This window comes from Carnobacterium iners (assembly GCF_900177385.1).
Lineage (GTDB): Bacteria > Bacillota > Bacilli > Lactobacillales > Carnobacteriaceae > Carnobacterium_A > Carnobacterium_A iners.
This window is the reverse complement of record NZ_FXBJ01000002.1, coordinates 1775047-1790351: the sequence shown is the minus strand read 5'-3', so window position 1 is coordinate 1790351 and position 15305 is coordinate 1775047. Positions and strand designations below refer to the sequence as shown.

Annotated in this window: 10 protein-coding genes; all 10 read right to left on the bottom strand. The window is 34.7% G+C overall.

From position 1 onward, the window contains the following. Positions 1–412: 412 nt before the first annotated feature. The 10 genes from B9Y54_RS08560 to B9Y54_RS08515 all read right to left on the bottom strand — a co-directional run bounded on the left by B9Y54_RS08560 (position 413) and on the right by B9Y54_RS08515 (position 15296). On the bottom strand, positions 413–2059 hold the full coding sequence (locus B9Y54_RS08560; protein ID WP_085559872.1) for a glycoside hydrolase family 13 protein: 1647 nt from the start codon (positions 2057–2059) through the stop codon (positions 413–415). A gap of 17 nt (positions 2060–2076) precedes the next feature. Further along, entirely contained in the window at positions 2077–2739 is a 663-nt protein-coding gene (pgmB, locus tag B9Y54_RS08555) for a beta-phosphoglucomutase (protein ID WP_085559871.1), read from the bottom strand. A gap of 28 nt (positions 2740–2767) precedes the next feature. Further along, entirely contained in the window at positions 2768–5107 is a 2340-nt protein-coding gene (locus tag B9Y54_RS08550; RefSeq protein WP_420836106.1) for a glycoside hydrolase family 65 protein, read from the bottom strand. Continuing rightward, positions 5034–5894: a DUF1189 domain-containing protein gene (locus B9Y54_RS08545; RefSeq protein ID WP_085559869.1), complete on the bottom strand. Its 861-nt coding sequence runs from the start codon at positions 5892–5894 to the stop codon at positions 5034–5036. The genes B9Y54_RS08550 and B9Y54_RS08545 overlap by 74 nt, the downstream gene beginning before the upstream one ends. A gap of 83 nt (positions 5895–5977) precedes the next feature. Continuing rightward, the gene (locus B9Y54_RS08540) at positions 5978–6829 is read right to left on the bottom strand and encodes a sugar ABC transporter permease (protein ID WP_085559868.1); all 852 of its coding nucleotides are present in this window, start codon (positions 6827–6829) and stop codon (positions 5978–5980) included. A gap of 1 nt (position 6830) precedes the next feature. Then, positions 6831–8141, bottom strand: a complete 1311-nt coding sequence (locus tag B9Y54_RS08535; RefSeq protein ID WP_085559867.1) for a carbohydrate ABC transporter permease — start codon at positions 8139–8141, stop codon at positions 6831–6833. Positions 8142–8218: 77 nt separating this feature from the next. Then, positions 8219–9499, bottom strand: coding sequence for an extracellular solute-binding protein (locus B9Y54_RS08530; protein WP_085559866.1), 1281 nt, complete (start codon positions 9497–9499; stop codon positions 8219–8221). 377 nt (positions 9500–9876) lie between these two features. Next, complete coding sequence (locus tag B9Y54_RS08525; RefSeq protein ID WP_085559865.1) at positions 9877–11670, bottom strand: glycoside hydrolase family 13 protein; 1794 nt, start codon at positions 11668–11670, stop codon at positions 9877–9879. Positions 11671–11713: 43 nt separating this feature from the next. Continuing rightward, positions 11714–13444, bottom strand: a complete 1731-nt coding sequence (locus B9Y54_RS08520; RefSeq protein WP_085559864.1) for a glycoside hydrolase family 13 protein — start codon at positions 13442–13444, stop codon at positions 11714–11716. 133 nt (positions 13445–13577) lie between these two features. Continuing rightward, positions 13578–15296, bottom strand: a complete 1719-nt coding sequence (locus B9Y54_RS08515; RefSeq protein ID WP_085559863.1) for an alpha-glucosidase — start codon at positions 15294–15296, stop codon at positions 13578–13580. Positions 15297–15305: the final 9 nt, after the last annotated feature.

The following is a 15305-nucleotide window of genomic DNA, read 5'->3' as shown; positions in this document are numbered from 1 at the left end:
TAAATAATAACAATTTTATTTTAGTATGTCAACATTTTTTTGAATAAATATTTTTCCATTTGAATAAATATCCAAATAAATAAATTTATTCTGTACTGTTGAACACTCAATAGTGTAGCACAAGACTTTAACAAATGTCAAAGAGTTTATCAAATAACTAAAAATTATTTTGCTGTTCATTCGCTACTAATCGCTAACAACAACTACTATAACAATATTTTAATAATCGGTCAACAAAAAAATAAAATGTTTACTCATCTATAAAGATAAGCGAACATTTTATTCAAAGCTATATTTTTTATTCACGTATATATATACAAAGGAAATGTAATAAATGAACATTTAACAATAATTGATCTTCAACGTTCATGTTTTCGAAAATAATATTATGAGGTGTCTGACTTTATTTCGTTTACTTTTGATATCTTTCGTTTAATTTGAAAACAATCGATTCAAATGGTCGAAGCTTTAAATCTGAAAGATTATCAGAACTATCTGGATAATTACTTATCACAATTGAAGCAGTCCTTTGTTGACTATCTTTATAGACGGTTTCTTTTTTATAAAAATTTAAGACAATTAACCAGGTTTCTCCATTGTAACTTCGTTCATAGGCGTAGAGTTGTTTATCCTCAGGCACTAGCTCTTTGTATTCTCCATAAACAACTAACTCATTTTCTTTACGTAATTGAATAAGTTTTTTGTAGTATGTAAAAATACTATTTTTACTTTGTTGATCCTGTAATACATTTATGCTTGAATAATTCGGATTCAGTGCTAGCCAGGGTTTACCTTTAGTAAATCCTGCATTTTCTGTGCTATCCCACTGCATTGGTCGTCTTAAATTATCGCGACCTTTTTTATTGATAGAAGAGAAAATAGCATCGTTAGAATAATTTTCACTTACTCGCTCATTATAAAAGTTTACCGTCTCTATATCATCTATTTCTTCTATAGAGGTAACTGGTGTGTTTATTAACCCAATTTCTTCTCCTTGAAAGATATACGGTGTTCCTTTTAAAAGATGCAAGAAAGTCGCAAACATCTTCGCTGAAACAATACGATACTCCGGTGAATCATCTCCCCAGTTAGAAACAATTCTTGGAATATCATGGTTATTCCAAAATAGACTGTTCCACCCTTTATTTCCCAATTCTGTTTGCCATTTGGAAAAGACAGCTTTTAACTCAATAAAATCAAGTTTTTTTGTATCCCATTTAGGTTTACCAGGTAATTGATCTAGCCCAATATGTTCAAATTGAAAAACCATTGATAATTCCTGTCTTATTGGATCAGAATAGAGTTTTGCTATTTCTGGCGTTGCTCCCCACGTTTCTCCTACTGTTAAAACATCATACTGGCCAAAAGTAGCACGATTCATTTCTTGGATATAGTCATGTAATTTAGGTCCATTAGTTGTTATAAGTTTATCAGGGATTTTTCCAATAGTATCAATAATATCCATCCGGAAACCACCAATACCTTTTTCTAGCCAAAAATTCATCATTTCATAGATTTCTTCACGAACTTTGGGATTTTCCCAGTTTAAATCTGGCTGTTTTTTGCTATAGAGATGCAAGTAATATTGATTGGTTTGATCATCTAGTTCCCATGCAGAACCGCTAAAGACAGACGTTAAGTCATTAGGGACTTCTCCATTTTCTAATGGATCACGCCAAATATAGTAATCACGATAAGGATTTTCTCTACTTTTTGAAGCTTCTTTGAACCAGATGTGTTCATCAGAAGTGTGGTTAACAACTAAATCCATTAAAATTTTAATCCCGCGTTCTCCAGATTGTTTAATCAGTTCTTCAACATCAGCCATTGTTCCAAATTCTGACGAAATAGCCTCGTAATCACTAATATCGTATCCATTGTCGTCATTTGGTGATTGATAAATTGGACTTAACCAGATAACATCGATTCCTAAATCAGCTAAATAATCTAGTCGTTGAATAATTCCTCTTAAATCCCCAATGCCGTCGTCATTGCTATCTTGAAAACTTCTGGGATAAACTTGGTAAACGACAGAATTATTCCACCATTTTTTTTCCATATCGACTCGTTTCCTCCTTATCTATCTTTTATGTTAGCTAAAATAGATGCGTAGTTTAATTGAGCAGTATCCACTACAAACATATCTGCAAACTTCATTGATTCTGGAGTTCCCACCCCAACTGAAAACATATCAGCTGCATTGATAGAATCAATTCCTGCTTTTGCATCTTCAACTCCAATGCATTCTTCAGGAGTTAAGTTTAATTGCTTGGCACCCTTAATAAAAATCTCTGGATCTGGTTTCCCATTAGCTAATGCTGCTGGGTCAACAATCGTATCGAATAAGTCAGCGATTCCAAGTTGATTCAAAATATCTGGTCCATTTTTACTTGCAGAGGCTAAGGCTAATTTCATATCTGCTTGTTTTAATTCCGCCATAAACTCTTTTATACCTGGTAATAAATCCCTCGGAGAAATTTTAGTTATTAATTTTTTGTACTCTTCATTTTTTTCATCAGCTAACTGCAACTTTTCTTCTTTAGTATAGGCATCACTTTTATTGCCATAAGCTAAGATTCGTTCTAGTGAATCCATTCGACTAATTCCTTTTAATTGTTCATTAAACACGCGATCAATAGAAATACCCATTTTTTTAGCTAATTCCTGCCAAGCTAGGTAATGATACTCTGCTGTATCCGTTAACACGCCATCTAAATCAAAAATAAATCCTTTTATCAACGTTGACACCTCTTCATTTCATGGTAGTTTATTGGATAGCAACGGTAACAGTATCCATTAATTTAATTTTTTGGTTGTACAATTCAATGCTTAGCGCTTCTCCTTCACTTAACTTAACTGTAACGTCTTTTTTCGTTACTGTAATGTGTAATAAGCGTGAGCGATATTTGATCATAAAGTTATAACCATCCCAATTACCTGGGCAGAATGGTTTAAACGATAACGTTTCTTGGGCTGTGCGCATACCAGCGAATCCTTGAACAATGGTTAACCATCCGCCACTCATAGACGTAATATGGAGCCCATCTTCGGTATCGTTGTTGTAGTTATCTAAATCTAAACGAGCTGTTTGGGCATAAAATGCAACAGCTATTTCTTTTTTGCCTAATTCTGCAGCTAATATAGCATGAATAGAGGGCGATAGAGAACTCTCGTGAACCGTCATTGGTTCATAAAAATCAAAATTTCGCTCTTTTTCTTCTATCGTAAATGTATCTCCTAAATAATAAATGCCTTGCAATACATCTGCTTGCTTGATGAAACAAGAACGTAAGATTTTATCCCATGACCAGTTTTGATTGATTGGTAGATTTTCTTTGCTTAATGCAGAAACAGGCCGTAAATCCTTATCTAAAAATGTATCATGCTGAACAAAAACGTCTAATTCTTTATCATATGGGTAATACATTTTAACAATAATCTCCAACCATTGAGCTATTTCTTCATCTGATACACCTAAAGCCTGTTTTTTATCATCAGAAATTTTCCCTAAACTTTCTAAAGTATAATTCAATGTCCAAGTAGCCATCTTATTCGTGTACCAATTGTTATTCACGTTATTTTCATACTCATTTGGACCTGTTACACCATGAATCATATAGCAATTCTCTCTTGCAGAAAAATGCACACGATCAGCCCAAAAACGCGAAATACCAACTAAAACATCGATTCCATTTGTTAACAAGTAATCTTCTTTTCCAGTGTAATTTGTGTAGTTATAGATAGCAAAAGCAATGGAACTATTACGGTGGATTTCTTCAAACGTAATCTCCCACTCATTGTGGCACTCTACTCCATTAAACGTAACCATTGGATAAAGAGCACCTTTTAGTCCTTGTTGTCTGGCGTTGTGAAAAGCTCCATCTAATTGATCATAGCGGTACTTCAACAATTGTTCTGATACAGCTTCATCCGCAACAGATAGATACATGGGTATAATGTATGCTTCTGTATCCCAATAGGTTGCTCCACCGTACTTTTCGCCTGTGAATCCTTTTGGACCTACATTTAATCTTGAATCTTCCCCATAGTAAGTTGAGAACAACTGGAAAATATTAAAACGAATACCTTGTTGACTCTCATCGTCTCCTTCAATAACTACATCTGCTTTACGCCAACGTTCAGCCCAAGCAGCCACGTGTTCTTGTTCTAAGGTATTAGGACCTTTTTCGATAGCCCCATCTAAAATACTAGTTGCAACAGCGATTTGGTTGTCTGTTTTAATGTCTCTACTCGTAACGACACTTACTAATTTAGTCACCATTGCTTGTTCACCAGTAGCTAAGTGATAATCAATTTTTTCTTCAACTTTCATAAAATCTTCATTTGTTTGACGAGCATCAGCTTTTTCAGCAAGAGTCTGCATCATCGTTGTCACAGTGAATTGTTCGATTCCGAAAGGATTTGGGATTGTTTGTGTTGTTAGGTGACTTTTCTCACCAGTAGCACGATCGATTTCTAACCAGAAATTTTCCTCGTAGTTGCTGTCTTCATTGGTTACATTTCCATCCATCAAAGGCTTAAAGGTAACTTTTGCTTCCCCTTTTAATACTTTTGCAGAGACATTAATTAAGGCCAATTCTTTTACAACAATACTAACAAAGCGTTTAAAACAAAATTGGACTTCTAATTGTTCTTTTATTACTATGAAAGAACGAGCTAAAATACCCGTTTTCATATTTAGTTCTATTGAATAATCTTTAACTGTATCTTTAGCTAAATCAATTTTGATGCCGTCTAGTGCAATTTCTATTGGAATAAAGTTGGTTGAGTTGATGACTTTTCCAAAATACTCTGGGTAACCATTTTTCCACCAACCAACACGGGTTTTGTCAGGATACCAGACACCGGCAACGTAAGTACCCAAGTGACTATCTCCTGAGTATCCCTCTTCAAAATTCCCGCGCATCCCCATATAACCATTTCCGATGGATGTCAGACTTTCTTGTAGACGTTTGTCTTTTATTTCTAAAGAAGAAGATTTAATTTTCCAAGGATCTACTTCAAATAAACGTTTAGTCATTTGTTTTACCTCCAGTAGCTTTTCTATTATTTTTAACTGGGACTTTATCATTAAAACGTGTTGTATAAAAAACTGCTAAGATCATTAAGGCTAAACCAATTGACTGAATGGTTAGCATGACAACAACATCAAATTGGATAAAACCTGAAATTAATACGAGTAAAGAAGGAATGCCTAATGCGTTGAGAATTAAATTAACGGATTCCTTGTAAGTTTTAATAGATGAAAAAGAATTTTTTCTAGTTAAATATAAAAACACAGCAGATCCCAAAACAATTAAAATAGTACTGACAAATAATATACTGAACACCAACAACAACAAAGATCCTATCACATAGACGCGGTTTTGAAAAAACCACTGACGTGAAATAGCTGCTTTCATATCTTTGACAGAGTTTAGTTGACTAGGATTAAAATCCTTTGTGTATCGTACGTCGGAAACCGGTACACCTTTATTTTTTAAATAAAGTTCGTTGTCTGAAAAGATAAGCGCATTTTCTGCTTTCAAATTTTCTTTAATAATAGAATCTGAGTTTGTTATACTCACTACACCATTTTCCTTAACTACCTGTGACCCAGGATCAGTAACTAACACTCCATCTTCATTTATTGCTGCTTGAAAAGCTGCAACAACAGACTCGTCTACTAATGCAAGTGTATCTGGGTAACTCTCTTCAATAGGATAAGTTTCCATCTTTAAGAAATTCAAGGATACAGGGACCATGAGTATGCTTGTTAAAAAAAATAAAACAAGGATAAGTTGGAACCAATTTAATTCGTGACGCTTTTTAAAGATTATTCTAGGCGTCCAAATGTTTTTAAAATAAGTCAGTGGAAATACGTCTGTTTTCATAGGAACTCCTTCTTTTTCTTCACTATTTCTATTTAGTACCTCTACTCTTTTATAGCATTCACATACATATTAACTAATTATATTTATCCTTTTGTTCCGCCAGAAGTTAAGCCGGAAACAAAGTTCTTTTGTAGCATAAAGAATAAAATTGAAATGGGAACGGCGATCAAAATTGCACCAGCAGCAAATAAAGAAACTTTTTGATTTTGCGGGTTACTGATAAAAGTTTGAAGTCCTACCGCAACAGTAATTTTTTCTGGACTTCTCAATAAGAAACGAGCTAGCATAAAGTCACCGAATGGCCCCATAAAGGCCCATAAAGCTTGCACAGCTATCATTGGACGAACTAACGGCAAGATAATTTGCCAGAAAATACGGATATGTCCTGCTCCATCTAGTTTAGCTGACTCATCTAATTCTTTCGGCACTGTATCAAAGTACCCTTTCATCAACCAGGTATTCATTGGAATACCGCCACCAATATAAAGCATAGATAAGAACCAAAATTGGTCTAATGCTCCTAGCAATAAAGCCATGACATAAAACGCTGTTAGTGCTGCCATAGTCGGCACCATCTGAATAACAAGGAAAAAGATTAAACTCTTCTTTCTTCCCATGAAGTTATAGCGACTATACGCATAACCGGCTAAAGTAATTAAAGCAACTTGAACGACCATTGTTGAAGTCGCTACAATCAGCGTATTCATATACCAAGTTCCATATAACGTTTCACTGAAAAGACGTTGAAAGTTAGCTAATGTCCAATCGGCGTTGAAATCTAAAGAAAAAGCTGTAATATTTCCAGATTTAAAAGCTGAACTAGTCGTAATGAGAAGTGGGTAAATGATAATAATAGAAAGACCAATCATAAATGCATACGTAAAAAAATGACTTAAGAAAGTAGACGTTTTTTGGGATTTTAATTTATTTTTCATCCTAAGCATCCTCCATATTGAAAGCTTTTGTTTTACGGAATACGATTAAAGAAACTGAGATAACAAGTGTTGAGATGATTAATGTAATCGCAGCTGCCATTGAGTATTGTGGTGAAGTACCTGTTGTTAATTTATAAATCCATGAGATCAAAATATCTGTCGCACCAGCACCACCGCCGACGCTTCCAGGACCTCCGTTATTGAACAAATAAATCATTGAGAAGTTATTAAAGTTACCGGTATATTGAGTAATAAAAGTTGGAGCTGCAACCATGAAGATCATAGGTAGCGTAATTTCTTTGAAGCGTTGAATAGCGTTTGCTCCATCAATCTTAGCTGCTTCATATAAATCTTCTGGAATAGACTGCAAAATACTCGTTGTCATAACATAAATATACGGGAATCCTAACCATCCTTGGATCAATACAATAGCTACTTTTGACCAAAGTGCTTGTGTTTTCCAAGCAACTTGTCCGATTTCAACAAAAGGAAGATTGTTTAACAAAGGAATAACTTGGGTATTGATTGCACCAATACTATCATTAAACATATTTGAAAAAGATAGAATGGTGATAAATGCAGGGACAGCCCAAGGTAGTAAGAAAATAACTCCAAAGAAACGTTTGCCTTTTATGAACGATTGATTCGTAATAACCGCAGTTATAATGCCTAAAGAAATTTGTAAAGTTGTTGCGCAAAGTGTCCAAATGATTGTCCAACTGAATACTGAAGTAAAGGCATCGCGATAAGAACTCAAGAATAAAATATTCGTAAAGTTTTTAACACCAATCCAATCAATTAAGTTTGCTGGTGGAATATGATAAAAGTCATAGTTCGTAAAGGCCATGAACAATGTAACGAGAACTGGAAAGATAATCGTAAAAGCCATCATTAGATAAGCTGGCACAATTAATAAGTAAGGGAAACCTTGATTGTAAACGTTGTATAGAACAGATTTTGCTGTTGTATTTACTGGTAATTGTCTATTCCATCTGGTTGCTACTGTTTTAGCATCGTAGATATTCAATGCATAAAAAGCTAAAAAGATAACAATTACAATCAATTGCAATGTTCCACCAATCATAATGAACAAAGAATGATCTTCAACGGGCACACTTCCTAACGTAAACAAACCTGTAATAGCATTTGCGCCAAATACAATCATTTCATAAATAAATATTAATGTAATTCCTAAGAATACGATTCCTTTAAACTTTTGTTCATTATAAAATTGTCCAATACCGGGAACGATAGAATACAGCATAGCTTTTCTTTCATCCTTCAGCTTTTTTGGCTGATTATCCTTAGACATAGTCTCTCTCCTCTTTTCACTTAATAATAATGGCAGAGAATAGACTCATTCTCTGCCGATAAAAAGTATCCCTATTATTATTCTTTAGTATATTTTTGTTCAATAGATTCAGAAATCATTTTAACTGATTCATCTGCTGACTCTTTTGGTGTTTTGTTGCCAGAAGCTGCATCAAACATTAGGTTTTCTGCTCCTGCCCATACTTCAGCCATTTCAGGAATGTTTGGCATAGGTTGTGCTTCTTTGTATTGTGCAATAACCGCAGATGTTAATTCATCATCTTTGCCTGTTGCATATTCGCGTGATTCTTGGTTTGCTGGAATTTCATTTGTAGCATCGTAGAATTTGTTTTGATTTTCAGTTGTTGTAACATAATCTAACCATGCTTGTGATACTTCTTTATTTTTTGAGTAATTGCTAACAACCCAACCTTTTCCTCCGCCAAACGCTTGGTATTCTTCGCCATTGTTTAGAGTAGGAATTGTTGCTACGCCGTAATTAACGCCTGCTTCTTGTAGTGCTTGTGCTTGCCAAGGTCCACCAATAAATGCAGCAACTTTACCAGCTAAGAATTGATCGGTAATGAAAGCATCAGAACTTGTGATATCTAACATTCCTTGAGGCCATACATTTTGGAACCAGTCTGTAGCATAAGTAATCGCTTCAACTGCTCCGTCACTGTTTAAACCAATGTCTGAAGCATCTGTTCCGTCTTCACCAAATACGTATCCGCCATATCCTGCAACTAATCCGTAAGAGAAGTAGAAGTCAGTCCATTTTGCTAAGAAACCAGTATTTTTTCCAGCTTCGCCTTCAAAATTGTATTTCTCATCTTTTGCTAATGCTTCAACTTCTTTAAATGTTTCTGGAGCTTTTTCAATTAAATCTTTGTTGTAATATAAAACAAGCGTTTCAATAACTGCAGGTTCACCAAAGATTTTACCATCGATCGTTACTTGTGCTTTATCTGTATCGTTGAATTGTGCTTCGTTTCCTAATGTTACTTCAGCTAAATGTCCTTGTTGTCCTAGAGGTCCAATACGGTCGTATGCTGACATCATGATATCAGGAGCGCTTCCAGCTGGTCCATCTAATGGCAAAGCTTCTAATTGTTCAAACATATCTCTTTCAGTAATCTTTATTTTTACATCGTGTTCTTTTTCAAAGTCTGCTTTGATTTCGTTAATGTAATCAATATAACCTGTATCAACAGCGATATTTAGTTCTGTACTACCTGCGCCATCCTTTGAATCAGATGCATCAGTATCTGATCCGCTTCCTCCACCACATGCAACTAATAATAAGGCACTTGCAGAAACCAATCCAACAGCATACTTTTTCCAATTACTTTTCTTCAATTTAATATCCTCCTCTAATGTTTTGCTTTTTGTTATTTCTCTTTACATTCTTATTATTAACGATAAACCGCTTTCTTGCAATCGTTTTATCACTGTTACCGGTAACAGAATCATTTATCCCTATTCAACACTAGACAAAAGCCCATTTATCATTTACTTTTTAGATTAGATTGCACTAGCGGCAACTAAACGAACTTTTTATAACTATACCTTTATTTCTCAAACAAATATTTTAAGAAGCGATTATTAATAATACTCATCTATAACACATTTTAAATCCTAAGAATTCCAGTCAAATTACTACTCTCAGAATCAATTAAATCCCTCAAAAAAAGAGTATATGGACTACTCTTTTTTAATTACCTAATCCGACTTTTTTACGATAGACTTGTTTCTTTATAAACAACAAAACCATTTTTCTCGACAATCAAACGTTCGCCTTTTTCAGTCGTTAAATGGTTTAACAACCTTTCCATTTGAGGAACAGTCGGTAATACTAACTCTTCTTCTCCTTGATTAAAGTAAGCAACAAGGGTTTCTTTCCCAAATGAACGCTTAAACCCAATAACATCTTCTTCATCTCTCACATCAAACCACTCTAATTTTCCAAAGCTTAAAATAGCTTGATAATTTTTTCTAAAGGCGATCAATTCTTTTGTAAAAGTTAACATCGCTAAATCCTGCTTTTCTTCATCCCAAACCATACATTTACGACAATCCGGATCATCAAATCCATCCATTCCAATCTCAGTACCATAATAGATACAAGGGGAACCGTATTGCATAAATGTAAACGCAAGACTAGATTTCACAACATCTTTATTTCCCGCACTAATGGATAAAATGCGAGCTGTATCGTGTGAGTCTAAAGAATTGAACATCACTTCGTTTGTTTGTTGACGATACAACATCAGTTGTTCGTTCAATCCTGAAACCATTTTATTAGCTGAAATGCGTTTATTCATAAAGTAATCTTCTATCGTTCCCGTGAAGGCATAATTCATGACAGCATGAAATTCATCGCCTTGTAGCCAATTTTGAGAAGAATGCCAAATTTCTCCTAGAATATAAAAATCTTCTTTTAAATCGGTTGTTACTTGATAAAATCTTTTCCAGAAGTGATGATCTACTTCGTTAGCAACGTCCAAGCGCCAAGCATCAATATCAAATTCACGAATCCAATACGCTGCTACTTCTAACAAATAATCTTGAACAGCTGGATTAGCAGTATTTAATTTAGGCATATGTCCAGTAAAAGCAAACGTGTCATAGGGAACTTGACCGACATTTTCTAATTCTTCAGTTGATAAATTTTCATCTAGTTTTACTGGAAATTGATGAATATGGAACCAATCGGCGTATTTAGATTTTTCTTCGTTTTCAACAACGTCTGCCCATTGGTAAGATAACATCCCTAAATGGTTAAAGACCGCATCCAACATAATGCGTATGCCTCTTTTATGTGCTTCATCTACTAATTTCTTAAACGTTTCTTTGTCACCAAAATCCGGATCAATTTCGAAGTAATCTGTTGTATCATATTTATGATTCGAGGTTGCTTTAAAAATAGGACAAAAATAGATCCCGTTTATACCTAAATCAACCAAATAATCTAAATGATCAATAATGCCTTGTAAATCTCCTCCATAAAAATCATCACGCGTGGGGTGTTTTTTACTGCCCCAAGGCAATGTACCTGCTGGATCATTACTCGTATCACCATTCGCAAAGCGTTCTGGGAAAATTTGGTACCAAACCGTTTTCTTTACCCAATCTGGTGCTTTAAACCGATCGATTTCTTGAAAATAAGGCATCCGGAAAAATGAATTGGCAAAAGCTAAATATTTCTCCTCATAAGGAAACACTCCTCTATCGCCATAAAGTACTTCTGTCCCATCGTTTCCAATAACATGAAAACCGTAAGATAAGCGTTTAAACTCCGCACTGATCTTAATGAACCAATAATCATGGACATCTGTAGTTAAAATTAAGTCCATTGGAGTATTATCTAAATACCATTTTTTCTGTTCATGTAAATAAGGATCCCCACTAATTAACATTACATTAGAGACGTCGCCTTTTTTAGTGCGTATCCTGATGTGCATTTCATCCTTTGTATATAGGTAGGCATATTCACTTTCTGGCCTATGAAAAATTGCTGATGTTTCCATTTAGTTTATTCCTCATTTCTATTCATTTATTAAACAACTTTTTTTAGATAACGTTTAGCCGTTTTTCACCCGAAATCTTTTGTTCATCCATTTTATTAAGCATCAAAACCAATGAGCCATAAGGTTCCATCGTAATTTGTTGGTGCTCTAGAGAGTTATCGCCATTCGTTAATAAAATCTTAACTGTTTCATCTGAAAAACGAGTATCTTTATAAATTGAAGATTGCTCACTTAAATTACAGCAAATTAAAGCCACTTGGTCACCAAGTTTTCGTTCATAGCAATACATATAATCCGTTGTTTTAATTAACTTAAAACTTCCTTTGGTGAATAAGGGTGTTTTTTTATGCGTCAATAAACTCCGGTAATAATTTAAGACACTAGAGGAATCTTCTTCTTGCTTAGCTACGTTGTAATTCAGTTCGCTATTTACACCACTCCATGGAGCAGCCGTTGAGAAGCCTGCAAATTGAGTATTATCCCATTGCATGACTCCTCGACTAGCATCTTTACTGGTTGCGTTTAATTCTTTAAGAATATGGTCTGAACGATAGCCCAAGTCATAAGCTTTTTGATAAAAAACTTTTGCCTCAGGAGCGAAGAAGCCTTCAATTGTATTTATTTCTAGATTTTTCATCCCAATTTCTTCGCCATTTAAAATAAATGGCATCCCTTTTTGTAAATACATCAATGTTGCTAACATCTTGCTGCTGTTTTCTCGGTACTGGATAGCATCGCCGAAGCGAGAAACTGCGCGCGCCATATCGTGGTTATTCCAATAAAGAGTTGGGCCACCAAAATCGGCTAGACATTCTTGCCATTCAACCATTGTTTCTTTGAATTGTTTGATATCTAAATTACCTGATTGCATTGACATCGGCAAGCGAGCATCTTTTTGTGTCTCGTCTTCTGGGAAATAACGAAAGGTAATAACTGCATCACAAGCTTCATTTGCAGGGTCTGAGTAATTAACAGCTAAATCAATAGTAGCTGAAGACGCTTCACCTACCAGAAAAACATCTGGATAGCGGGTACGCAAAGCCTGAGCAAATATCTTCATATACTCATTTACTTTAGGTAAATTAGCATAATAATTTTCGGCTAAAACCAATTCTCCATCGACTGCAGTAGGGACGTCTGGATAACCTTCTTCTTTATCCATATGAATAAAGGCATCTAAACGAAAACCGTCTATCCCTTTTTCCATCCAAAAAGAAGCAACTTCTAACATTGCTGATTGCACATTAGGATTTCCCCAATTTAAGTCTGGCATTTCTTTAGCAAATAAATGGAAATAATATTGCTCACCTAAAGGTTCTTTTTCCCAAACCGACCCGCCAAAGAAAGAAGCCCAATTATTTGGCAACTGGTCAGCCGCTTTTCCATCAGCCCAAAGATAGTAATCTCGGTAAGTATTATCTGGATTTTTTAACGCTTCTTGAAACCATGGATGTTGATCTGATGTATGGTTTAAAACGAAATCAAAAATTACTTTTATCCCACGTTTATGTGCTTGTTTAATCAGTTCTTTTGTATCCTCCATTGAACCAAAAAGAGGATCAATTTCACAGTAATTAGATACGTCGTAGCCATTATCAATTTGTGGAGAAGTGAAAATTGGATTTAACCAAATCACATTAACGCCTAATGATTGGATATAATCAAGACGACTAATTATCCCTTTTAAATCTCCCACTCCATCATTGTTACTATCTTGAAAACTTCTTGGATAGACTTGGTAAACAATGGCTTCTTTCCACCATTCTGTTGTCATATTGTGTTGGACCTCCTCTTTTCGTTTCATACACTTGAATTAAGGATACTCAAATAAGGAAACACTTACAATATCATTCACGATGTTAACGGTAACAAGAATGAAACAGCCCCTTTTTTTAAGAGGCTGTTCGCTAATTTTGTTTCTTTATTTCACCTGATTTATTTTCTAACAATACAATAGCACCATATGGCCCTAGTGTAATACAATTACCATTAATGCAGTTTCCTTCATTTTGTAAAAGAACATGCCACTTGTTTTCAGTCATTCCTATCTGAAGCAATTGCTCTTTTGTATCCGAAAAATTACAGATAATAATCGCTTTTTGTTTATCTAATACACGTTCATAGCTATATAAACTCCCCTTGACTTCAAACATATGAAAGCTTCCTTTAGTAAAAATAGGCATTTTTTTATACTTTAAAACTTTTCGATAGTAAGCTAAGATGCTATTAGGATCTTTTTCCTCTTCATAAACCGTGTATTTTTTTTCTTTGTTTACACCACTCCAAGGAATATGAGTTGAGAATCCAGCATAGTCAGAATCATCCCATTGCATCACTCCTCGACTTACATCTCGTGCGGTACTGTTAAGTTCTTTTAAAATATGTTCTTCTGTGTAGCCTAATTCTTTAGACTTTGCATAAAAAGCAGTTGCACCAGGTGTCTCAAACTCTTGTGCATTCTCGTGTTTTAAATTAGACATTCCTAGTTCTTCTCCGTAATAAATAAAGGGTATGCCTTTTTGTAAATACATTAACGTAGCTAGCATTTTACTGCTATTATCTCGGTAGTAGCTTTCATCCCCAAAGCGAGAAACTGCACGTGGCATATCATGGTTATTCCAATAAAGAGTTGGACCACCAAAAGGAGCTAGTTTCTCTTGCCACTCTGTCATTGTTTTCTTAAACTCATTTTTATCTAAAATAGCGTGCTGCATATTAAACGGCAAACGTGAGTCTTTAACCGAATGATCTTCTGGAAAAAGCATAAATGAAATAATTGCATCACACATATCGTTTTTAGGATCCGTATACGTAACAGCTAAGTCAGCATCTACAGAAGCAGCTTCACCTAAAATAAAAACAGTTGGATTTACCTTTCGTAATTCACTAGATAGTGTTTGAATGTAGTTTTTTATATTCGGCAAATTTTCATTGATTTCTTGCGCGGAGACAATTTCACGATTATCTATTAATCTTTTACTTGAAAAATCATCTGATTTATCTAAATGAATAAAGGCATCTAAACGAAAACCGTCAATTCCTTTGTCCAACCAAAATTTCCCAATATCTTGCATGGCATTTCCTACATGGCGATTATCCCAGTTCAAATCAGGCATTTCTTTTTTAAATAAATGAAAATAAAATTGATCGCCTAGAGGTTCTTTTTCCCATACTGAACCACCAAAAATAGAAGCCCAATTGTTTGGTAAATCACCATTAGGTAAAGCATCGTACCAGATATAAAAATCTCTGTATGGACTATCCCGTCCTTTGATTGCTTCTTGAAACCAATGATGGTCAACGGATGTATGATTTAAGACAAAATCAAAAATAATTTTCAAATCTCTTTTGTGTGCTTCTTCAATCAGTTCATCAACATCTTCCATTGTACCAAAGAGTGGGTCGATCATATAATAATCAGAAACATCATACCCATTATCAACTTGTGGAGACTTAACGATTGGATTTAACCAAATTGCGTTTACCTCAAGTTGTTTAATGTAGTCTAATTTTTGAATGATTCCTCTCAGATCTCCGATCCCATTACCACTCGTATCTTTAAAACTTCGCGGATAAACTTGATAGATAATCGCTTCTTCCCACCATTTTGATTTAACTTCATTCATTTGATTATT